Annotated in this window: 23 protein-coding genes; 10 read left to right on the top strand and 13 right to left on the bottom strand. The window is 43.8% G+C overall.

What is annotated here, in order from left to right:
* The 5 genes from AB4323_RS15660 (at position 1) to lipA (ending at position 4451) form a co-directional block, all read left to right on the top strand.
* A complete protein-coding gene (locus AB4323_RS15660) occupies positions 1 to 840 on the top strand; it encodes a septal ring lytic transglycosylase RlpA family protein (RefSeq protein ID WP_048615264.1) in 840 nt (279 codons plus the stop codon).
* Positions 841 to 933: 93 nt separating this feature from the next.
* A complete protein-coding gene (locus AB4323_RS15655; protein ID WP_372103828.1) occupies positions 934 to 2115 on the top strand; it encodes a serine hydrolase in 1182 nt (393 codons plus the stop codon).
* 232 nt (positions 2116 to 2347) lie between these two features.
* Positions 2348 to 2626: a DUF493 family protein YbeD gene (gene ybeD, locus AB4323_RS15650; RefSeq protein WP_026084358.1), complete on the top strand. Its 279-nt coding sequence runs from the start codon at positions 2348 to 2350 to the stop codon at positions 2624 to 2626.
* 195 nt (positions 2627 to 2821) lie between these two features.
* Positions 2822 to 3481 carry a lipoyl(octanoyl) transferase LipB gene (gene lipB, locus AB4323_RS15645; RefSeq protein WP_108020727.1) on the top strand — a complete coding sequence of 220 codons (660 nt, stop codon included), beginning with the start codon at positions 2822 to 2824 and terminating at the stop codon, positions 3479 to 3481.
* Positions 3482 to 3485: 4 nt separating this feature from the next.
* The gene (gene lipA / locus AB4323_RS15640; protein WP_017059920.1) at positions 3486 to 4451 is read left to right on the top strand and encodes a lipoyl synthase; all 966 of its coding nucleotides are present in this window, start codon (positions 3486 to 3488) and stop codon (positions 4449 to 4451) included.
* Positions 4452 to 4655: 204 nt separating this feature from the next.
* Here lipA and AB4323_RS15635 read toward each other — a convergent pair whose 3' ends face one another.
* The 3 genes from AB4323_RS15635 to AB4323_RS15625 form a co-directional block, all read right to left on the bottom strand.
* Positions 4656 to 6017: a sodium-dependent transporter gene (locus AB4323_RS15635; RefSeq protein WP_017059919.1), complete on the bottom strand. Its 1362-nt coding sequence runs from the start codon at positions 6015 to 6017 to the stop codon at positions 4656 to 4658.
* 289 nt (positions 6018 to 6306) lie between these two features.
* Positions 6307 to 7065, bottom strand: coding sequence for a YggN family protein (locus AB4323_RS15630; RefSeq protein WP_372152845.1), 759 nt, complete (start codon positions 7063 to 7065; stop codon positions 6307 to 6309).
* A gap of 88 nt (positions 7066 to 7153) precedes the next feature.
* Positions 7154 to 7627, bottom strand: a complete 474-nt coding sequence (locus AB4323_RS15625) for a GreA/GreB family elongation factor (RefSeq protein ID WP_017059917.1) — start codon at positions 7625 to 7627, stop codon at positions 7154 to 7156.
* A gap of 145 nt (positions 7628 to 7772) precedes the next feature.
* On the opposite strand from AB4323_RS15625, the gene AB4323_RS15620 reads away from it, so the two are divergent.
* Positions 7773 to 9707 (top strand): ATP-dependent DNA helicase RecQ, encoded by a 1935-nt coding sequence (locus AB4323_RS15620; RefSeq protein ID WP_017059916.1) that lies wholly within the window; start codon positions 7773 to 7775, stop codon positions 9705 to 9707.
* 65 nt (positions 9708 to 9772) lie between these two features.
* Here AB4323_RS15620 and dinB read toward each other — a convergent pair whose 3' ends face one another.
* The gene (gene dinB / locus AB4323_RS15615; RefSeq protein WP_372110111.1) at positions 9773 to 10849 is read right to left on the bottom strand and encodes a DNA polymerase IV; all 1077 of its coding nucleotides are present in this window, start codon (positions 10847 to 10849) and stop codon (positions 9773 to 9775) included.
* Between the two features lie 162 nt (positions 10850 to 11011).
* Here dinB and AB4323_RS15610 point away from each other — a divergent pair, with 162 nt between their 5' ends.
* The gene (locus AB4323_RS15610; protein WP_102333772.1) at positions 11012 to 12250 is read left to right on the top strand and encodes a response regulator; all 1239 of its coding nucleotides are present in this window, start codon (positions 11012 to 11014) and stop codon (positions 12248 to 12250) included.
* Positions 12251 to 12385: 135 nt separating this feature from the next.
* On the opposite strand, the gene nqrM is transcribed toward AB4323_RS15610, so the two are convergent.
* The 9 genes from nqrM to bolA all read right to left on the bottom strand — a co-directional run bounded on the left by nqrM (position 12386) and on the right by bolA (position 20503).
* Positions 12386 to 12640 (bottom strand): (Na+)-NQR maturation NqrM, encoded by a 255-nt coding sequence (gene nqrM / locus AB4323_RS15605; protein ID WP_009848378.1) that lies wholly within the window; start codon positions 12638 to 12640, stop codon positions 12386 to 12388.
* Between the two features lie 16 nt (positions 12641 to 12656).
* A complete protein-coding gene (locus AB4323_RS15600; protein ID WP_017059913.1) occupies positions 12657 to 13661 on the bottom strand; it encodes an FAD:protein FMN transferase in 1005 nt (334 codons plus the stop codon).
* A gap of 174 nt (positions 13662 to 13835) precedes the next feature.
* Positions 13836 to 15062, bottom strand: a complete 1227-nt coding sequence (gene nqrF / locus AB4323_RS15595; protein ID WP_017059912.1) for an NADH:ubiquinone reductase (Na(+)-transporting) subunit F — start codon at positions 15060 to 15062, stop codon at positions 13836 to 13838.
* Between the two features lie 29 nt (positions 15063 to 15091).
* Complete coding sequence (gene nqrE / locus AB4323_RS15590; RefSeq protein WP_009848375.1) at positions 15092 to 15688, bottom strand: NADH:ubiquinone reductase (Na(+)-transporting) subunit E; 597 nt, start codon at positions 15686 to 15688, stop codon at positions 15092 to 15094.
* 7 nt (positions 15689 to 15695) lie between these two features.
* A complete protein-coding gene (locus AB4323_RS15585; protein WP_008223083.1) occupies positions 15696 to 16328 on the bottom strand; it encodes an NADH:ubiquinone reductase (Na(+)-transporting) subunit D in 633 nt (210 codons plus the stop codon).
* On the bottom strand, positions 16328 to 17095 hold the full coding sequence (locus AB4323_RS15580; protein WP_017059911.1) for a Na(+)-translocating NADH-quinone reductase subunit C: 768 nt from the start codon (positions 17093 to 17095) through the stop codon (positions 16328 to 16330). The genes AB4323_RS15585 and AB4323_RS15580 overlap by 1 nt, the downstream gene beginning before the upstream one ends.
* Positions 17085 to 18329: an NADH:ubiquinone reductase (Na(+)-transporting) subunit B gene (locus AB4323_RS15575; protein ID WP_017067139.1), complete on the bottom strand. Its 1245-nt coding sequence runs from the start codon at positions 18327 to 18329 to the stop codon at positions 17085 to 17087. The genes AB4323_RS15580 and AB4323_RS15575 overlap by 11 nt, the downstream gene beginning before the upstream one ends.
* Positions 18330 to 18334: 5 nt before the next feature.
* Positions 18335 to 19675 (bottom strand): Na(+)-translocating NADH-quinone reductase subunit A, encoded by a 1341-nt coding sequence (locus AB4323_RS15570; RefSeq protein WP_032547482.1) that lies wholly within the window; start codon positions 19673 to 19675, stop codon positions 18335 to 18337.
* A gap of 519 nt (positions 19676 to 20194) precedes the next feature.
* On the bottom strand, positions 20195 to 20503 hold the full coding sequence (bolA, locus tag AB4323_RS15565) for a transcriptional regulator BolA (RefSeq protein ID WP_017059909.1): 309 nt from the start codon (positions 20501 to 20503) through the stop codon (positions 20195 to 20197).
* A gap of 174 nt (positions 20504 to 20677) precedes the next feature.
* Between bolA and AB4323_RS15560 the strand changes: the two genes are divergently transcribed.
* From AB4323_RS15560 to AB4323_RS15550, 3 genes are all read left to right on the top strand, one after another.
* Positions 20678 to 21829: a methyltransferase gene (locus AB4323_RS15560; protein WP_017068516.1), complete on the top strand. Its 1152-nt coding sequence runs from the start codon at positions 20678 to 20680 to the stop codon at positions 21827 to 21829.
* Positions 21830 to 21895: 66 nt separating this feature from the next.
* Positions 21896 to 22465 (top strand): YajG family lipoprotein, encoded by a 570-nt coding sequence (locus AB4323_RS15555; protein WP_017059907.1) that lies wholly within the window; start codon positions 21896 to 21898, stop codon positions 22463 to 22465.
* Positions 22465 to 23013: a peptidylprolyl isomerase gene (locus tag AB4323_RS15550; protein ID WP_017067737.1), complete on the top strand. Its 549-nt coding sequence runs from the start codon at positions 22465 to 22467 to the stop codon at positions 23011 to 23013. The genes AB4323_RS15555 and AB4323_RS15550 overlap by 1 nt, the downstream gene beginning before the upstream one ends.
* The last annotated feature ends 47 nt before the right edge of the window (positions 23014 to 23060 follow it).

Raw genomic sequence — 23060 nt, 5'->3', positions numbered from 1 at the left:
ATGTCTATTACAACGTTTCAAAAAAAAGCATCCTTGGTTGAAGAGCTGCCAATCAAAAAAATAGTCTCTATCTTGGGGCTAGCGATTTTAATCAATGGTTGTTCTTCAAAGCAGCCAACAGGCCGCTACGATATTGATTCAGATATTGCACCAGACGCACCGATTTCGGTAGAGCATTTAGAAGATGCTCACCCTCAGTATGAACCTTATAGTTTAGGTGGTAATACGGATTACACTCTGCGTGGCGAAGACTACAAGATCGTAAAAAAGACCGAAGGGTTTACTGAGAAAGGCAAGGCCTCTTGGTACGGTAAGAAATTTCATGGTCACTTAACGTCTAACGGCGAGATCTACGACATGTATTCGATGTCAGCAGCTCACAAAACATTGCCAATTCCAAGCTATGTAAAAGTGACGAATACCGACAATAACAAAACCACTATTGTTCGTATCAATGACCGTGGCCCATTCCATGAAGGCCGAATCATTGACCTTAGTTATGCGGCAGCTTATAAGCTCGATGTACTGAGAACCGGCACGGCAAATGTTGAGATTGAAGTCATTACTGTGGCTATGCCAACCGACGCAAATAAAAAGGCTGCTTTACCGCAATTTATTATTCAAGTCGCAACATCTCCACATGAAGATAGAACAGAGAAGTTAGCGAAAGATCTAGCCGAAAAGCTAGAAGTAGCAACGTTCTTGCAGCCAAATGATGACAACTACCGTCTGATGATTGGGCCATTTCATGACTATGCTCTGACTCAAGAGAAATTAGAACAAGTTAAGCTAATGGGTTACCCGTCAGCTTATATAAAAAAACACACCCTAACTCGCTAATTAATCTAACAGTTACTTCTGGTAATCAGCGCTCTGGTGTGACAGAGTGATTCTGTTAATATATGAATAGTTCACCAAATAATTGCATTCAAAATGATTAAATCTAATAAACTTGTTAAATCGATTTTTGCTACTTCTGTTGCTCTTTCTGCAACGATAGCTACATCGTCATTCGCCGCTCCTATTGTTGTTCCTGATGCTCCTCAAATCGCCGCTAAAGGTTTTGTTCTGATGGATTACCATTCAGGCAAAGTACTAGCAGAGAAAGAGATGAATACTCAGCTTTCTCCAGCAAGTTTAACCAAGATGATGACGAGCTACGTGATCGGCCAAGAGCTCGACCGTGGCAACATCAACCTAAACGACGATGTTGTAATCAGTGAAAATGCTTGGGCTAAAAACTTCCCAGATTCATCTAAGATGTTCGTTGAAGTGGGCACTACGGTTAAAGTTGAAGAATTAAACCGCGGTATCATTGTTCAGTCAGGTAACGATGCTTGTGTTGCCATGGCTGAACACATCGCCGGCTCTGAAGATGCATTCGTTGACCTAATGAACGCATGGGCAAGCTCTATCGGTATGAAAGACACGCACTTCGCTAACGTGCACGGTCTAGACAACCCGAACCTCTACTCAACGCCTTACGATATGGCGCTACTTGGTCAGGCGCTGATTCGTGACGTTCCTGATGAGTACCGTATCTACTCGCAGAAAAAATTCACTTACAACGGCATCACCCAATACAACCGTAACGGTCTGTTATGGGATAAGAGCATGAACGTTGATGGCATCAAAACGGGCCACACAAGCAATGCAGGTTACAGCCTAGTAAGCTCAGCGACCGAAGGCAAAATGCGCCTAGTTGCTGTAGTTATGGGCACCAAGAACGCTAATGCTCGTAAAACAGAAAGCAAAAAACTGCTTAGCTACGGCTTCCGTTTCTTCGAAACAGTGGCGCCACATACAGCGGGTGAAACCTTCGTAGAAGAGAAGATCTGGATGGGTAGCAAAGACACAGTTGCGCTAGGTGTCGATGAAGATACTTTCGTAACTCTACCTCGTGGCCAAGCTAAGAACCTAAAAGCAAGCTTCGTACTTGAGAAAGAGCTAGAAGCGCCAATCAGCAAAGGCGATGTAGTTGGTAAACTATTCTACCAAGTCGACGGTGAAGACGTTGCTGAATACCCACTACTAGCACTTGAAGATGTAGACCAAGGCAGCCTATTCAGCCGCCTATGGGACTACCTAGTTCTTCTGTTCAAGGGGTTATTCTAAACCAGCCAAAGGTTTGTTCTAAGTAAAACCTAAGCTTGTTGTATAGCTAACCTAATGAGTAAGTTCATGATTTACTCATTAGTGAACCAAAAGCCGCCATGTGCGGCTTTTGTTGATCTTGAGTTCAGTGATATTTACACGTAATATTCCGCCTTATTACTCGTGTCTGTTGACCGAACACGCTTTTTATCGACATTTCGCCAATTTGCGAGAGTCTAGCCTTTTGGAGCTAATCATGAACATCAATTCTGATGCAAAACTAAAAGATCTCTTAGAGTTCCCTTGTTCATTTACTTACAAAGTAATGGGCCACGCTAAGCCAGAACTAACTGAGCTAGTGCTAGAAGTGATCCAGCGCCATGCTCCTGGTGACTACAGCCCAACACTAAAACCAAGTGCGAAAGGTAACTACCACTCTGTTTCTATCAATATTACTGCGACTTCAATCGAGCAAGTAGAAACTCTTTATAAAGAACTGGGCGAGATCGAAATCGTTCGTATGGTTCTGTAATCTCCGATTACACATGAAAAACAGCGGCTTATTGCCGCTGTTTTTGTTTAAAGCCCCCTAACGAGTTCAAATTCATTCAACTTAATTTTCAATAAATACAAAGAAAGTTGAAAAACCTTGCAGTCCGTCTGTAGTTAGAATCATGTTTCGCGTTTATAATGCGTTCACTTTATTAATCCTTGAGGGAGTGCAGCTTTGCAAAATAAGCTAATCGTAAAAAAATTAGGCCGTCAGGATTACGAACCTGTATGGAAAGCCATGCATAAGTTCACAGACGAACGCACGGAAGAAGACGTAGACCAAATTTGGTTGGTTGAACACAACCCTGTCTTCACTCAAGGACAAGCAGGCAAAGCTGAGCATGTATTAAATGCCGGTGATATCCCTGTGATACAAAGCGATCGCGGTGGCCAAGTGACTTACCACGGCCCAGGCCAATTAGTTGCTTACTTTCTGATTAACATCCGCCGCAAGAAATTCGGAGTACGTGATTTGGTTACTCATATCGAGAACCTCGTAATCAATACTCTGAAAGCTTACAATATAGATTCAGCTGCCCGACCTGACGCTCCTGGTGTTTATGTCGATGGCAAGAAAATCTGTTCACTTGGATTACGTATTCGACGTGGCTGCTCGTTCCACGGGTTAGCACTCAACGTCGATATGGACCTGTCTCCATTCCTACGCATTAACCCATGTGGTTACCAAGGTATGGAAATGGCGCAGGTCAGCCAACTTGGCGGACCAAGTGAACTAGAAGACGTTGAGCAACAGTTAATACAAGAGCTCGTAGATCTACTCGGCTATGACCAAGTAGACATTCAAGCCACCAGTAACATTACAGCAGAAGCATAAAATCATGAGCAAACCAATCCAAATGGAAAAAGGCGTTAAATATCGTGACGCTGACAAAATGGCATTAATTCCCGTAAAGAATATGCCTGCTGAACAGAAAGAAGTTCTACGTAAGCCTGAATGGATGAAGATTAAACTTCCATCAGACAGCCATCGTATTCAAGAAATCAAATCAGCAATGCGCAAAAACAACCTGCACTCAGTTTGTGAAGAAGCGTCTTGCCCTAACCTAGCCGAGTGTTTCAACCACGGTACGGCAACGTTTATGATTCTTGGCGCTATCTGTACTCGTCGCTGCCCGTTCTGTGATGTTGCCCATGGTCGTCCTGTTGCTCCTGAAGCAGAAGAGCCGAAGAAACTGGCTAAGACGATTAAAGACATGAAACTGAAGTACGTAGTAATCACTTCAGTTGACCGTGATGACTTGCGTGACGGCGGTGCTCAGCACTTTGCTGACTGTAACCGTGAGATTCGCGAACTAAACCCAAATATTCGTATCGAAACACTGGTTCCAGACTTCCGTGGTCGTATGGATGTTGCGCTTGATCTAATGAAAGACAACCCGCCAGATGTTTTCAACCACAACCTAGAGACAGCGCCACGTCTATACCGTAAAGCGCGTCCAGGTGCGAACTACAAGTGGTCTCTTGATCTACTGAAGAAATTCAAAGAGCAGCACCCTGATATCCCAACAAAATCAGGTGTGATGATGGGTCTTGGCGAGACAAAAGAAGAGATCGTTCAAGTACTGAAAGACCTTCGCGAACATGGTGTGACTATGCTGACACTAGGTCAATACCTAGCACCAAGCCGTCACCACTTACCAGTAGAACGCTACGTGCCGCCTTCTGAGTTCGATGAGCTGAAAGAGATTGCTCTAGAGCTAGGCTTTACTCACGCAGCGTGTGGCCCGTTTGTACGTTCTTCTTACCATGCGGACTTGCAAGCTCAAGGTATGGAAATTAAGTAATCACGATTGCTTAACGAACAATGCAAAGGCGCTGAATATTATGTTCAGCGCCTTTTTTCTATCTTGTTCGTGCCGCTATAGCTTTATATTTCGTGCCACTAAGCTTTATATAAAAACAACAAAGCCACTCTTTATGAGTGGCTTTGTGCTTAATATTTCAAGTTCAGAGGAGGTAATTTCAAAAAGCCCAGATAGGGTTCTGCATTAACCGAAAGATGCCCAGATAACCGTTGCTACCAAAATTGGGCACACAAACTTCACATACATTGGCCAAACCTTACCAAACCAACCAAGTTGAAAATCAGGACTGCCTTGTTCAAGCTCTTTCACTTTTGAAGCTCGGCTCCATACCCAACCACCAAACACACAGAACATCAGTGCAGCGACTGGTTGAAGATACTGAGTTGCAATCATCGCTACCATGCCAAACATCGCAGCAAAGTTGTAAACAATCACCACACTAAACAGCGCGATAGCACCACCAATCACCCAGCTTGTTGGCGTTCGTCTAGTATTGAAACGCTCACTCACTAGCGCAACCGGGCCTTCAAGCATCGAAATCGAAGAAGTCAGTGCAGCAATCGTTAGTAGTAAAAAGAACACAATCGCAAAGATCTGTCCAAGCACACCTAAACTATCAAACATCAACGGCAAAACCGTGAATACTAGAGTGTCAGAGCTTAATAGTGAGCCGTCTTCAGCGTAGATTTGAACGCCTTTTTGCATCGCAACAAACATTGCTGGCATCACCACTAATCCAGCAATAAAAGCGACAGCAGTATCCACCAGAGTTACGTTCATCGCCATTTTTGGTAGGTTCTCTTTCTTGCTTAAGTAAGAGCCATAAACCAACATCGAGCAACCGCCAATAGTGAGTGAGAAGAACCCCTGTCCCATTGCCGCCAGAATCAGTTTTCTATCCCACACTTTCTCAAAGTCTGGAATAAGGTAATGTTTTAGGCCTTCCATCGCGCCAGATTGCGTCATGATGTAAACAAACAATAAGCCAAATAAAACAAACAGCGCAGGCATCAAACGAGTCGACCATTTCTCGATGCCTTGCTTAACACCGCCCTGCACAATCAAGATAGTCAGTACATAGAACGCGACGGTACCAAATACGTTGCGCTCAACACTGAAGCCCTTAAACCAATCAGCAATCGCTTCTAGGCCGATAAGATCCGCGACCGCACCAATTAGGAAACAGATCAACCAGCCACCAACAATACTGTAAAACGCCAACACTGCGCTTGGTACACTCAGTCCAACCCAACCGACAAACTCACCGACTTTCTTACCCAAAGGGTTTGTCGTCAAAGATCGCATGCTATCAACTGGGTTTGCTTGGCCGTGACGGCCTATAGCCATCTCAACCACCAACATAGGGAAAGCAACCACGAAGATCATGATCAAATAGACTAAAAGGAAAGCGCCACCACCGTTGCTAGCAACTTGAGTCGGGAAACCCCAAATATTACCCAAGCCAACCGCTGCACCAGCCGCTGCTAAAATAAAACCTAAACGAGAGCTAAAGTGCTCTCTTGAAGAGGAAGATTGTTGGTCCATATCGCCCGCATTAAAAATCAGTGAACTAGTTGAGAAGTACAGTAATAAAAAGCAATGATAGGCACAACCAATAAATGAACAATTCTCTGATTTTTACAATCAATGCGCTATTTAGAACAACAAAATTAACAAAAAACCAGTCTTATCGTTCAATTATAAGCAACAAAGCGAAGCAGTAGGCTTAAGAAGGAAATGGATTGAATTGAGATAAATACTCGCCGTGTGGTTCCATTTATACAAACAAAAAGAGCACCGACCGGTGCTCTTACTATTCATCACTAGACTCGAATTAAATTGTGAAGACTTGGTAATCTTTTAAGTTCGGAATGATTTCATGCAGTTCTTGCTCTTGTTCTGCCATCTCATCAAGTGAATCACAGAACTCATTCGCTTCCTCCTGTACTTGTTGAGAGTGTTCTTTCATTCGCTCTTCAACTTTCAGCTTTAATTCAGCCATACTGTCAGCCAGTTCAGTCAGGTTTAGGCCACCGTCTTGTTTCATTTTTTCTGACATCGCATTAAAAGCGCTAGAGATAAATTCTTGGTTAAAGATTTCTTTCGCCTTCTCGAAATCTTCAGACCAGCCATTGGCCATCGAATCAAAGCTTTCTGCAGGCAACACTAATTCGCCATCTTTGTAATAACGCGCTTCCAGTTCTGCAAAGTAGGTTTTCATTGATTCTTTTACATTATCAAATGACTCAGGTGAATCCAGGCTAGCCGCGATATCATCAATCACGTCATTGGCTAACGCTAAGCTATCGTTGGCCATTTGTTTCGCTCGAGGTAAGTACTCACTCATGTTTTCGCGATATTTCTCAATCGCCGCTTGTTGGTCGGCATCAAGCTCAACCTTCTCACCATGAATATAGAGGTCGTTGTTATCATCAAAAACGGCCGTATCACCATTCACTTGATGGATTTCGACTTTTTGGTCATCAATTCGTAGTTCATTCTTCAAATCAACTCGACATTGAGCCGCAAATGTTGGCAGGCTCACAACAGAGATCGCCGCTGTTAGTGATGCAATTAATACATTGTTTTTCATAACATCCTCTCATCAATCTGACAGATTACTATACCCTTGGTATATGCTCCTTTGTCAGAGAAACGTTTTATATCTATTAGTCAGTTAGTTAGTCGATAGAGATAACTTCGTAGCAAAACTGTTTATCTGCGACCTTAAACTCAATCTCATCACCAACTTCTTTACCCATTAGAGCCTGGCCAAAAGGTGCATTTGCCGTCACGATGGCAATCTCATTCTCATTCCACGTGACAGAAAGTCCGCCGACTCTCGGCCCCATAAAAAAGTGTTTATATTGATCATGCTCGTCAATGACCACAACGTAACTGCTCACCGTAACCTTCTCACTATCACGCAACACTAAGTTACGATAACACTGAATATCGTCTTCACACTCTTGTACCCTCACCGCTTGACCATGGGCGAGATACGAAGCTTCTAATGCCAATGTATCGTACTTATGTTCAGGCACTGTCTCTTCATCTGTCGCAGCATCAATAGCGCGTTGAGTAGCAGATTGTGCGATACGTAATCGGGATTCAAGTTGCTCTATGATTATTTGGCGAAGCTCAGACTTATTCATACTATTGGGGTGCTTTTCTATAGGAGCTACAGAATAGAATTAGGTACAATCAGGTGCAAGACATTTGATTCATCAAGCGACGCTATCATGAATGGGCGCCCGCTTTAGCATCAATACGACACTTAATAACTCAGGTAGAACATAAATGATTGAGCAGAAGCTAAAACAAGTATTCGGATTCGACTCACTGCGCAATGGGCAAAAGCAAGTCATTGATAACGTTCTATCTGGTCACTCGACTGCCGCGATATTCCCGACAGGCTCAGGTAAATCGCTGTGCTATCAATTACCAGCATTAGAGTTACCGCACTTAACCTTGGTGATATCGCCACTGTTAGCCTTGATGAAAGACCAACTCGCTTTCCTGCACAGTAAAGGCATTAGCGCAGCGGCAATCGAATCAAGCCAAGACCGACAAACCACACAACAGGTTATGCAGTCAGTGCGTAACGGTGACACCAAGATCCTCATGATCTCCGTCGAGCGCTTGAAGAACGAACGCTTTCGTCAGTTTATCTCCCAAGTGTCGATCTCACTGCTTGTGGTCGATGAAGCGCACTGTATTTCAGAATGGGGACACAACTTCAGACCCGACTACCTGAAGCTTCCTCAATACCAAAAACAGCTCAATATTCCTCAGGTTCTACTACTGACAGCCACTGCGACTACAGCGGTTATCCAAGATATGAAGTCAAAGTTTGAAATTGATGAGGAGCGCGTTGTGGTTACGGGTTTCTATCGTCAAAATCTCGATCTGTCGATTCAACCTTGTGAACAAACCAGTAAGCTAGAAACCTTGTGCAATGTGGTTAACCAAGCTTCTCTCGCTCCGACTATTGTTTATGTCACCCTTCAACAAACGGCAGAGATGGTGGCTCAGCAGCTTCGCAATGCTGGCGTTAATGCAGTGGCTTACCATGCGGGTCTTAAGCCTGAAAATAGAGATGCTATTCAACACCAATTCATGAATGATGACGTGAGCTGTATCGTCGCAACTATCGCGTTTGGTATGGGCGTGGATAAGTCCAACATTCGCCGAGTGATTCACTTTGACTTACCAAAATCGATCGAAAACTACTCACAAGAGATCGGCAGAGCTGGTCGAGATGGGCAAGCGTCTGAATGTATTTTACTGGCTAACAAACACGGTTTAAGCACACTCGAGAACTTCGTTTTTGGTGATACGCCAGACAACATATCGATCCAAGCGGTATTAAAAGAGATCTACGAAAATCAAAACATTGGCGCTTCTGGCTCGAATCAATGGGAGATCATGCTTAATCAACTATCACGTGAATCCAACATTCGTCAGTTACCGCTAAAAACACTACTGGTGTATCTCGAAATTGAAGGTGTGATTGAGCCCAAGTACAGCTACTTCGCAGACTACAAATTTAAGTTCATTCGTCCGAAACAGCAGATCACAGAGCAATTTCAAAGTGAACGTCGTCAATTTGTCGAAGCGATTTTCCAATGCTCTCCTCAAGCAAGAGTGTGGTGCCAAGTCGACTTCGATGCGCTTTGGACACACTTCCAAGCCGATCGTCAGCGTGTGATTGCGGCTATCGACTACTTCAATGAACAAGGTTGGATTGAACTAGAAAGCAAGCAGATCACCGATGTCTACGCGATCCACAATACTTCTGAAGATATGATGCAACTGTCAGAGCGTCTAACTGAGTTGTTTAAAGCAAAAGAAAACAGCGAGATAAACCGCCTTAACCAAATGCTGAATTTCTTTGAGGCGGATACTTGCCTAAGCTCACGCCTTGCGAGTTATTTTGCCGATGATAAAGCACCAACAAACTGCGGTCACTGCTCTGTATGTCGAGGAGAAGTGGCAATCTTACCAACCGTTGATGTTGAACCTATCGATGATGAGACGGTGATGACATGGATACATGAGTTTATTTCGGCTAGCCAACAACTGATTACCGACGAGGCAATTACTCGCTTCTTATGTGGAATCGCCACCCCGCTTTCAACCAAACTCAAAGCCAGTAAAATGGTCGGTTACGGCAAGCTAGAGCAGCAACCATTCAGTGATACCTTAGCGCGAGTGAAGCAGCTTCCTAGGTAACTCTTACCTATAAAAAAACCGACTAGGCTTTGAGGCTTAGTCGGTATTCATCTCACTCATTATCTTTAAAAGAAGCTCAGCTGACGCATCTGATCTTTAGGTTGTAGCATCACACTTAGGCCAAGCAGGCGTATCTCTCGTCCTTGCTGCCTTTTCAGTATTTCACTAAGCAGCTCTTTGAAGTGTTCACGATCGAGAGAGGCGTGGATGTGCTCAATCGTGGTTTGTTGAAAATCGGCGAACTTGAGCTTAATGCCCTGCTTGATGATCGCTTTGCTTGGACTAGCCTTTTCTAAGCGAGTCTCGAGTTCAGGAAATAGCTTATCTTCGATTACCTGCCAACATTCTGCGTAGCTTGAAATGTTTTGGGTAAAGGTGCGCTCTACACCTACCGATTTTCGCTCGCGCTCGATGATAACTTCTCGATCATCAATGCCGTGGCTACGCTTCCAAAGTGATGCACCTTGGCGGCCAAACCTCAGTAGTAAGTCTCGATAGTCAGATTCTTTAATGTCCTTACAAGTAAAGAAACCCGATTGATGCAGCTTCTCAATACTCACCTTACCAACACCGGGAATCTTTTCGAGTGGTAATTCGTCAATAACAGCTTGTACGTCTTGAGGCGGAATAACAAACTGACCATTGGGCTTGTTCAGATCTGAAGCCACTTTCGCCAAGAACTTTATTGGGGCAATGCCAGCAGAAGCCGTCAGGTTGAGTTCATTCCAAATATCACGACGAATCGACTCCGCAATCAATGTTGCTGAACCAAGACACTGCTTCGAATCCGTAACATCAAGAAAGGCTTCATCCAAAGACAGAGGTTCAATGATGGATGTATATCGAGAAAATATCTCACGAATCTTTTTAGAGGTCTCTACATAGACCGGCATCCTTCCTGGAACAACTAGCAAACCAGGGCACAGTTGTAGAGCTTTAGCTGTCGGCATTGCAGAACGAACACCAAACTTTCGCGCTTCGTAATTACACGTACTCAAAACACCGCGCTGTTTTTCATGACCACCCACTGCGAGCGGTCGATTGCGATAAGACGGGTTATCTCGCATTTCTACAGCTGCGTAAAAACAATCCATATCAACATGGATTATTTTTCTCACTTTCTCTTGGTCCGCACTACGCATCTAGAAATAACTCAACCTTACAACTGTATCTATGAACAGTATAATCAATTATTCTCAAATTTAAAATGATATAGAGTCCAGCTCAACAGGTTTCACTTCATTCGCCGCCCACTATTCTGATAGTATTGTTAGGAGTATTTAGTCTATAAGTAGGGATAGCTTTTGAGTGAAAAAATACTAGTGGTAGAGGATAGTCGCGCATTCAGAAACTATCTTTACCAACAATTTAAGAACGATGGCTATGAAGTTGCGTTGGCGGAATCTGTAGAAGAAGCCAAAGCGATCTTAGAGCAAGAAACGGATTTCTTGTGTGCAGTCCTCGACTACTGTTTACCTGACGGCCAAGACGGCGAGATCATTGATCTCGTCTTAGGCTATCAACAGAAAATCATTGTCCTGACCGGGATGTTCGACAATCAACTGCGAGAGCAAGTCCTAGCCAAAGGCGTTATCGATTACATACTTAAAGACAGTATGTCATCAGTAAGCTACCTACTTCCCCTGGTTCAAAGAATTTCGAATAATCGCCATCACAAAGCATTGGTTGTCGATGATTCAGCGGTCGTTCGCCGTTACATAGCTCAACTTCTAGAACACCAATATATCCAAACTATCCAAGCCGAAGATGGCGAACAAGCATTAAAGCTCCTTCATAACGATCCCGATATTACGTTCGTTGTTACAGACCATGATATGCCGAAGAAAGACGGTATAGCGATGATCCGTGAGATACGACGCGATCACGACAGAAACCAGTTGGCTATTCTAGGGTTATCAGGCAGCGATGATCGCACCATGACAGCTCGATTCCTTAAAGCGGGGGCTAACGACTTCCTTTACAAGCCTTTTAACCAAGAAGAATTTTTTTGCCGTATCCATCAACTGCTTGATATGAAAGAAGCGGCCAACGAGCTATTTCGACATGCCAACGAGGATGCTCTTACTGGCTTATGGAACCGTCGTTACCTGTTCAATCAAACATGTAAAGGTTGTGAGCAGCGCAGTATAGCCATGATGGATATCGACTTCTTCAAGAAAGTGAACGACACCTACGGTCACGATGGTGGTGATGCAGTCCTCGTGGAAGTCGGCAAGATCATCAAAGACCATTTTAAAGATGATGTTGCTGTACGCTTCGGTGGCGAAGAATTTTGTATTCAGTCGTGTGGTTCGTTTGAGAGCTTTGTTGACAACTTAGAGTCCATGAGAGAAGCCATTGAAAGCCATGTTGTTGAGCATGACTCTCAAAGAATCAAGGTCAGTATCAGTATCGGCGTAACCGATTTAGACGCGAAGCTAGATGAGCAGATCAAAGCCGCTGATGAGCTTCTTTATACGGCAAAAGAGCAAGGTAGAAACCAACTAGTGTTTGCGCGTAACAGCATGCAAATCGAACAATAGTCATTCGCCTCTGTTTCCATTTTTGGTATACCAAGATTAATTGCTAGACCTCAAAACTAAAAAAGCTCAAGACGATAATCTTGAGCTTTTCAATTTGAGGGCATAGATAACTCTATCCCCTATGACTGTCACCAATTAAGCGATACGGTCTTTACTCCAAGCCGCTTCTTTTTGTTGACGCTCAGCCAGCTTCTCTTCACGGTAAGCTTCACGTGCTTCACGCTTCTTACGCGCGTCACAAGGTTCAGGGCAGTTACATACTTTATCAATACCAACAGCACCCAAACCGCCACAGCTACCTTTCACAACTTTCTTTTGGATAATGTAGCCAATTGACATCGCTGCGATTACTGCAAGAAAAACACCAAATGTAATCAGAAATGTATTCATAATTATCTCGCTTACCTTATTTACCTAAGTATGGCTTAAATGCTTCAGAAGCAATTTCTTTAAAGCCATCTGCTGTTTTTACCACCATGAACACTGGGATGTTATGTTGGTTTGCGACTTCCATTCCTTTTTCCTCACCTAAGACCATAAGGCCCGTAGATAAGCCGTCTGCAGTCATTGAAGACGGGTTTAAAACAGTCACAGAAACCACTTTATGGTGAAGAGGCTTTCCTGTTTCAGGGTTGATGATGTGTGAGTAACGAACACCATCACGTTCAAAATAGTTACGGTAATCACCAGAGGTTGCGATAGCCATATCACCCGGCTCGATGATCTCTTGGATATTACGCTCATCAACGCTTGGTTTCTCAATCGCGATACGCCAGCCCACGTTCTCACGGTTTAAACCTTTCAGACGAATTTCGCCACCGACTTCAACCATGTAGTTGTGAATACCGATAGAATCAAGGTAGTCAGCGACGACGTCAACACCCCAACCTTTTGCAATCGTGGATAGATCGACATACAGGTTAGGTAGGTCTTTCTTCAACATGTTGCCTTCAACACTAAGATGATGGATACCAATCTTAGCCTTGCGAGCCGCCAGCTCTTCATCTGATGGCACAACTTCAGGACGAGCTTCAGGACCAAAACCCCATAAGTTAACTAACGGACCAACCGTTACATCCAGAGCTCCTTCAGTAAGACCGTTCAAACGAATCGCTTCTTTCACAACCGTCGCTGTTTGCTCAGATACTTCGAACGCATCCGCACCTTTATGCTGGTTGAAACGGCTTAATTCGGAATCTTCACGGTAAGTCGACATCTGGTCGTTTACTTCTTCAAGTAGACGATCGATCTCTGTATGAACTTCATTAGACTCAGGAAATTCATCACCATTGATGTATTTAATATTGTAACTCGTGCCCATCGTTGGGCCACTCAAATGCACTTGCTCTCTTGACTGCTCACAGCCCGCAAGAAAAATCAAAGAAGTTAATGCAACAAGCCAAATTCTCACTTGCTTACTCCTGTCTAATGTTGAGGATTTATATAAGGAAAAATAAGAGTAAAAAATAGGTATTTTGAATGCCTTACTCTTTCTTATATAAGCCAGTATGTTGTCAAAAGCTGTCTTAGAAAAACAAATGGCTGACTCGTAGGAGTCAGCCATAATATCAATCACTTAAGTGGATTAACCACCGAAGTCATCTAGTAGGATGTTTTCATCTTCTACACCAAGATCTTTCAGCATGCCGATAACAGCAGCGTTCATCATCGGTGGACCACACATGTAGTACTCACAATCTTCAGGAGCTTCGTGATCCTTCAGGTAGTTTTCGTACAGTACATTGTGGATGAAACCAGTGTAACCGTCCCAGTTGTCCTCTGGTTGAGGATCAGACAGTGCACAGTGCCACACGAAGTTTTCGTTTGCAGCCGCTAGGCCATCGAAATCTTCAATGTAGAACATCTCACGCTTAGAACGTGCGCCATACCAGTAAGACATCTTACGAGTAGACTTAAGACGCTTAAGTTGGTCGAAGATATGAGAACGCATAGGCGCCATACCTGCACCACCACCGATGAATACCATTTCATTGTCTGTGTCTTTAGCAAAGAACTCACCAAATGGACCAGAAATAGTACATTTGTCGCCTTCTTTAAGAGACCAGATGTATGAAGACATCACACCAGGAGCTACGTCAGGGTTGTTTGGCGGCGGAGTTGCGATACGCACGTTAAGCTTGATGATGCCTTTCTCTTCTGGGTATGAAGCCATAGAGTAAGCACGGATCGAATGCTCTTTAACGATAGACTCATAACGGAACAAGTTGAACTTATCCCAGTCACCACGGTATTCCTCAGGAATATCGTAATCTGCGTATTTCACGTGATGTGGTTCAGCTTCAATCTGAATGTAACCACCCGCGCGGAACGGAACTTCTTCACCTTCAGGGATCGCTAGAGCAAGTTCTTTGATGAAAGTAGCTTCGTTGTTATTCGAGATAACAGTACATTCCCACTTTTTAACACCAAAGATATCTTCGTCTAGTTCAATCTCCATGTCAGTTTTCATAGCAACTTGACATGCAAGACGTTCGCCTTCGCGAGCTTCACCTTTTGTGATGTGATCAAGTTCAGTTGGAAGGATGTCGCCACCACCAGACTTAACTTTTACACGACACTGACCACAAGAGCCACCGCCACCACAAGCAGAAGATACGAAGATACCAGCGCCAGCCAGGGCACCAAGTAGCTTGCTACCAGGTTGAGTAACGATCGCCTTTTCAGGGTCGCCGTTTACTGAAATAGTGATGTCACCTGATGGTACTAACTTAGACTTAGCGAAAAGAATCACTAGTACTAGAGCCAGTACAATAATGGTAAACATCGCTACGCCAAGAATAATACTAAACATTTGTTATTCCTTATTACTGGGTGCTTACCCTACAGTTGAACACCAGAGAAAGACATAAAGCCTAACGCCATCAGACCAACAGTAATGAACGTGATACCAAGGCCACGAAGACCTGGAGGTACGTCAGAGTACTTCATCTTCTCACGGATACCCGCAAGAGCAACGATAGCTAACATCCAACCCACACCAGAACCGAAGCCGTAAACAACAGATTCAGCAAAGTTGTAGTCACGAGTTACCATGAAAGATACACCACCAAAAATTGCACAGTTAACTGTGATCAGTGGAAGGAATATACCTAGTGCGTTGTACAAAGGTGGGAAGAAACGGTCTAGAACCATCTCTAGGATTTGTACAAGTGCCGCGATAACACCGATGAATGCGATGAAGTTAAGGAAACTTAAATCGACACCTTCAACAAGCGCGTTTTCTTTCAGGATGTGTGTGTAAACAAGGTTGTTTACAGGAACAGCGATTGTAAGTACTACAACTACCGCAACACCAAGACCAAAAGAAGTTTTAACTTTCTTAGATACCGCTAGGAATGTACACATACCTAGGAAGAAAGAAAGCGCCATGTTTTCGATGAAAATCGATTTAACTAGCAGACTAATATAATGTTCCATGACTACCTTACCCCTTCGCTTCTACTTGTTCTGGTTTGAACACACGAATTGCCCAAATCAAGAAACCAATTAGGAAGAATGCAGAAGGTGCTAGAAGCATCAAGCCGTTTGGCTGATACCAACCACCGTTGCTCACTAGAGGTAGTACTTCCATACCAAATAGTTTGCCAGAGCCTAGAAGCTCACGGAAGAAACCAACAGTGATAAGAACGAAACCGTAACCAAGACCGTTACCAAGACCATCGATTAGAGATGGGATTGGCGCAGACTTCATTGCGAATGCTTCAGCACGACCCATTACAATACAGTTAGTAATGATTAGGCCTACGAATACAGATAGCTGCTTAGAGATATCGTATAGGTATGCTTTAAGCACTTGGTCTACCACGATTACTAGTGATGCGATAATTGCCATCTGAACGATGATACGCACACTGTTAGGAATGTGGTTACGGATCAAAGAAACGAAGAAGTTAGACAGAGCAGTAACGAACATTACCGCGATAGTCATAACAAATGCTGTTTCTAGCTTAGTGGTTACCGCAAGAGCAGAACACACACCAAGAACCTGTAGCGCGATTGGGTTGTTGTCCAACACCGGCGCTAAGATGCTCTTTTTAATTTCTTTTGCACTAGACATTAGTTCAGACCTCCGTCACGAACTTTTGCTAGGAACGGACCAAAGCCCATATCACCTAACCAGAAGTCAAATGTATGTTGAACACCAACGCTAGTCAGTGTTGCACCAGAAAGGCCATCTACACCGTGCTCAGAACCTTGAGGAGCGCCACCTTTAACAACCTGAATAGCAGGTTTGTGGTTTTCGTCGAATAATTTCTTACCAACGAATTGAGCGCGCCAAGATGGGTTCTCAACTTCACCACCAAGTCCAGGAGTTTCACCTTGCTCGTAGTAAGTGATACCAGAAACTGTGTTGCCATCAGTTTCTACCGCAACGAATGCGTACATCATTGACCATAGACCGTTACCGTGAACAGGGATGATAACTTTAGAAGTTTCAGCGCCATCTTTCACAAGGTATACAGTACCCGTGTTAGCACGACGAAGGATCTTAGCGATGTCATCTTCAGCTGAAAGCTTGATTGACTGAGCTGGATCTTTTGCCGCTTTACGTTGGTCGTATGCAGCAGCATCGCCGTCAACGAAATCGCCAGTAGCGAAATCAACTAGACGAGGTTCAATGTTCTCTGCGTACAGTTCAGGGATATTACCCGCAAGTTCAATGCCCGCAACTTCAAGGATCTTAGTTTGCTGATCTAGAACCGCGTTAGCTTGTTGCTTAGGTTTAAGAACAACTGCAGCTGTTGAAACGATGATTGAGCACACTAGGCTCAATGCGATAACAACAAACAGCGTCTTTTTAATGCTATCGTTATTACTTGCCATAGCGCGCTAGTCTCCGCTTAATGTTCTTCTCGATTACAACGTGGTCAAACAGAGGAGCAAATAGGTTTGCGAATAGAATCGCAAGCATCATGCCTTCTGGGTATGCAGGGTTAACTACACGAATCATTACACACATTGCGCCGATTAGGATGCCGTACCACCACTTACCTTTGTTGGTAAATGAAGCTGATACTGGGTCAGTCGCCATGAAGAACATACCGAATGCGAAGCCACCTAGAACTAGGTGCCAGTGCCAAGGCATGCTGAACATTGCGTTAGTATCAGAACCGATCACGTTAAACAGCGTAGACACAGCAATCATACCGATCATTACACCAGCAATGATTCGCCATGAAGCGATACGCATGTAAACGATCATCGCAGCACCGATCATAAGTGCTAGAGTCGATACTTCACCGATAGAACCTGGGATGTTACCAATGAATGCGTCCATCCAAGTGATTGCTTCACCAGATGTTACGTTCATTAGTGCGCTACCGCCGCCTTGAGCCCATTGGCTAAGAGCAGTTGCACCAGAGAAACCATCTGCAGCAGTCCAAACTACGTCACCTGAAATCTGTGCAGGGTATGCAAAGAATAGGAACGCACGGCCAGCAAGTGCAGGGTTCAGGAAGTTACGACCCGTACCACCGAAGATCTCTTTAGCGACTACAACACCGAAGGTAATACCTAGTGCTGCTTGCCATAGAGGAAGTGTTGGCGGAACGATAAGCGCGAATAAGATAGAAGTAACAAAGAAACCTTCGTTTACTTCGTGCTTACGCACCATACAGAACAGAACTTCCCAGAAACCACCAACGATGAATACCGTTGCGTAGATAGGTAGGAAGTAAGTCGCACCAAGTAGCATCTTGCTGCCAACACCTGCATCGGCTCCTAAGGAGGCTCCAAGCATTTCGGTTAGCCAGTAGTGCCAGTTACCACTGATAACAGATGCTAGTTCAGCACCTGCATACATATGGTTAAGTGCTGCGATAGCTTGGCCACCCGCGTTGTACATACCCCAGAACATTGCTGGGAATACCGCGAACCAAACCATGATCATGATACGTTTTAAATCAACGCTATCACGAACGTGCGAGCTTTTCTTTGTAATAAGACCTGGCGTGTAGAACACTGTCGCTGCTGCTTCGTAAAGCGCAAACCACTTCTCGTGTTTACCACCTGGCTCAAAATGATGCTCGATGTCTTCAAGAAACTTTTTAAGGCCCATGAAAATTACCCTTCCTTCTCAATCGTATCTAGGCATTCACGAAGTAGTTGACCGTACTCGTACTTACCTGGACATACAAAGGTACACAATGCTACATCTTCTTCGTCTAGCTCTAACGCACCTAGTGCTTGAGCACTATCAATGTCGCCTGCACATAGATCACGAAGCAGCAATGTAGGTTCCATATCTAGAGGCATTACGCGCTCGTAGTTACCAATTGGAACCATTGAGCGGTCACTACCGTTTGTTGTCGTTGTCATGTTGAACAACTGACCTTTAAACAGGTGACCAAGGAATGAACGAGTAACAGAGAACTTGTTCTTACCAGGCATAGCCCAGCCGAATAGCTCTTTATCACGACCTTCACGTAGAACAGAAACTTGCTGATGGTAACGACCAAGGAAAGCATGTGGACCTGTTGCTTCAGTACCCGTAAGTACAGAACCAGAAATCACACGAACTTCGCCTGGCATTAACTCGCTGTCTGTCAACTCTTCAAGGCTAGCACCAATTTGAGTACGAACTAGACGTGGGTTGTTCACCACTGGACCAGCCAGAGAAACAACACGCTCAGAGTAAATCTCACCAGTAAGGAAAAGCTTACCGAATGCGATAACATCTTGGTAGTTAATGCTCCACGCTACATTTTGTGCATTTACCGGATATAGGTAATGCATATGCGTGCCTGCAAGACCTGCAGGGTGTGGGCCATCAAAAACATGTTCTTCAACGTTAGACTGAGCTGAACGAGGTAAGCTAGTACCTTTTTTACAAACGTACACTTTACCGTTAGTCAGAGTTGAAAGAAGATCTAAACCAGCAACGAAAGCATCAGACTGCTCGTTAATGATTAATTCTGGCTCAGCTGCTAGCGGATTAGTATCCATAGCAGTAACGAAAATAGCCTGAGTTTCAGAATCAACTGCTGGAACCTTGCTGAACGGACGAGTTCGCAAAGCGGTCCATGCGCCAGACTCAACTAACTGAGCTTTAACCGTTTCACGGTCAAGGCCTACTAGTTGGTTAGCTTCATAGCTATTGAACGTGATTTGCTCATTGCCTGCTACTTCAATCACTACTGATTGAAGAACACGCTTAGCACCACGGTTCACTTCAATAACTTTACCGCTTGCTGGAGAAGTAAATACAACACCTGGGTTCTTTTTATCTGCAAAAAGAACTTGGCCTTTCTTCACTTCATCACCAACGCGAGCATGCATCGTAGGACGCATACCAACGTACTCTTCGCCAAGCAAGGCGACTTTAGTGATGGACTTACCATCATTAATCACCTGGGATGGAGTTCCTGCGATAGGAAGATCCAAACCCTTATTTATTGTAATCATACGCACTTGCACTACTTTATCGGGAAAAAGATTCTTTTAATTGCGTAAATTCAGGACGTTTTAAACTCGCCCTTAGACACGACATTACAGTGTCCGGTTTTGGTAAATTTGAGATACCAAAATCGCAACATTTTCATAATAAAATCACCACACGAATCATGTGAGATTTATCAGGTGCGATATTCTAGCATTTTTTGACAACTCGATGCCATGACCAATAACTTGAATACAGCCTTTATTTGGTGAGATTTGAAGCATATGGCCTCTCAAATATGTATAAATTTGACGAGCCGCACAGATAAAATGGCTTTTGAATCGTGTTTTAAACAAGAGATTAATACTCTGTCACAAACTAATATTTTACTAGTTATGTTGAAACACTGTTAATAAAAACACTACTCATTGTAGGTATTTGAGCTCGTTCAATTTGACATCAGTTTGGGTGATATAAGAACGAAAAATACATACGTTTGACGACAAAAAAAGCGCCATGGCGCTTTTCTCTGTATATAGGCCTTCTTACTTTCCGCCACCCATACACATTGGACTGTCTGGCACGCTATCTAGCTGCTTCATCCATTCATCTTTTGTATAAGTGTGAATAGACAGTGCGTGGATATTATTGGCTAACTCTTCTGAAAGTGCCTTATTTACCGCTCGATGACGAGCAATAAGACGCAAACCTTCAAACACATCGCTGACAACAATCACTTTGAAATGACTCTCAGAACCAGCCGGAACATTGTGCATATAGCTCTCATTGACCACGTTTAAATGACTTGGTGAAAACTCATTGTGCAATTTTGTTTCGATAACTTCTTGGATCATTGTGATTCCTTAATAACGTATTGGCATTATCCGTGGGCTGAGTATAAACCCTAACAGGTCGAGTGTCTGAGTATTTGATAGCGAATGGCATAGGTTTGGTTGAGTTTTTTCTATCTTGTTCAGCCTGCATTTGAGACAATATCTTTGTTATTTCTTACATAAGTATCTCAAGCAATGAAAACCGAACTTACCCTTCACGACAGAACTTTGACCTTACATCGTTTCCCGAAACGTTCAAATGAAACCCTTCAAGCTTGGGATGCGGGCGACGAATACCTGATCAGTCATGTTGAAGAGATGAACCTCGAACCTGGCAAACACATCCTGATCATGAACGACAGCTTCGGTGCCCTATCCGCTTGGTTCTCGAAAGATCATGATGTCACTATGATGAGCGACTCATTTATCTCTCACCGTGGTGCCCTGAAAAACTTGCAGCGCAATCAAAGTAACCGAGTGAACTTCTTGAACACGATGGATGATATCCCACACGGTATCGATCTTGTGATCATGCAGCTGCCAAAAACAAATCGTCACCTAATCTGGCAATTGAGTCAGCTACGCCAAGCATTGCCTGAAGGCTGCCAAGTGATCGGCGTCAACAAGGTAAAAGAGATTCACACCTCTACGCTTAACCTGTTCGAAAAATACCTAGGCGAAACCAAAACATCACTAGCGAAGAAAAAACACCGCTTAGTCTTCTCATCTCCAAACTGCCAGCCAATTCAAACGGTAGAGCCTTTTGTTGAATGGGATGTGGACGGTGAAGATATCCGTCTGAAAAATTTACCAAATGTTTACTCAGGGGAAGCACTCGATCAAGGCGCTCGCTATATGCTAGAGCACATCCCACAAGATCCTGAGCTACGTCATATCATCGATCTAGGCTGTGGCAACGGTGTATTGAGTGTAAAAGCAGGGCAATTGAACCCACAAGCTCGTATCACCTGTGTGGATGAAAGCTTTATGGCGGTGGAGTCGGCGCGCCAAAACGTCAAGGATAACCTTGGTGAAGAAGGCAACTTCCAGTTCATCGCCAATAACTGTTTAGATGGCTTCAAGAAAAACAGCACCTACCTAGTGATGTGTAATCCTCCATTCCATCAGCAACAAGCGATTACGGATCACATTGCGTGGCAAATGTTCTGTGATGCAAAGCATGTTCTAAGCAATGGAGGCAAATTAATTGTTATTGGCAACCGACACCTCGGATACGATGTCAAACTAGCGAGACTATTTGGTGAAGCTAACGTTGAAACGCTTGAACTAAACCAAAAATTTGAGATATTACAAGCAACAAGAGAGCCTGCGAATTTTAATAAATAAGCAGAAACGACTTCACAAGAATTTAAGATACCGAGCTTCTGGTGTGAATTTAGAAAGGATAAAGGAATGAAAAAACTGATTTTGGCTGCTTCTATTATGGCTTTGACAGCATGTTCAGCCCCTCAGCAAGAACAGATCAATGTAATGCCAGAAGCTTCACTAAGCTCAAGCAACCTTGTACAAGGCAAAACATACACACTAACCAGTAAAGATGTTCGTGCCGCTCAATATGTTGCATTGGTTGATAGTGGCCGTTCAAACATTCAGCCAATTCACGCTAAGCAAAACATGCGTATTTCTCTAGAAAATGCTGTTGCACAGCAGTTAGAGTCTCAAGGTTTTCGTGCAAGCGTAAACAGTGAAAACTCAATTGTTTTGGAGATTCAAGAAGCGCTTGTTACCGTAGAACACACCATTATGGAAAACAAAATGGACGGTAAAGTAACGCTTGAAGTTACGGCTGAAACGCCTGAAGGCAAACTAGTGAAAACATTCAACGGTACTGCAACGCGCACTGGTGCCTTGAGTGCGTCAAATGACGACATCTCTATGGTTCTTAATGACGTGATTAACTTGGTTCTTACGGAAATCGCTAACGACCAAGAGCTACAAACTTACATGAAGGAACGTTTCTAATGGTTCGTATTTTATCTTCTATCGCATTAATGTTGGTGAGCGTGAGCGTTTGGGCTGGTCCTAAAGTGAACGTAGAAACAACATTAGGCGACTTCACAATTGAGCTTAACCAAGAACAAGCACCGGTTAGTGCGGAGAACTTCCTAAAATACGTTGCTGACGGCAGCTACGAAGGCACTATCTTCCACCGTGTTATTCCTGGCTTTATGGCTCAAGGTGGCGGCTTCGATCAAGAGATGAATCAACAAGCAACTTACGCTCCTATCAAGAATGAAGGCAGCAATGGCTTGAAGAATGATACAGCAACAATCGCGATGGCTCGTACTAATGCGCCAGATTCTGCAACTCGTCAGTTCTTCATTAACTTCTCTGATAATGACTTCTTGAACGCAAAAGGTAGCAACCCAGGCTACGCTGTATTCGGCAAAGTAACTGAAGGTTTTGATGTTGTTCAAAAGATGGCAACGATTCCAACCAAGCGAATGGGCCGCATGTCAGACATACCAGTTGACCCAATCGTCATCACTAAAGTGACCCTTCTTAAGTAATCCAATGTAACGCCCTTATTTCTTAAGGGCGTTTTTCTATACAAGGA

Origin of the sequence: Vibrio sp. 10N.261.52.C11 (assembly GCF_041471405.1) — a bacterium.
GTDB classification, from domain to species: Bacteria; Pseudomonadota; Gammaproteobacteria; order Enterobacterales; family Vibrionaceae; genus Vibrio; species Vibrio crassostreae_C.
The sequence above is the reverse complement of the archived record's forward strand: the minus strand, read 5'-3'. Positions and strand labels throughout refer to the sequence as shown.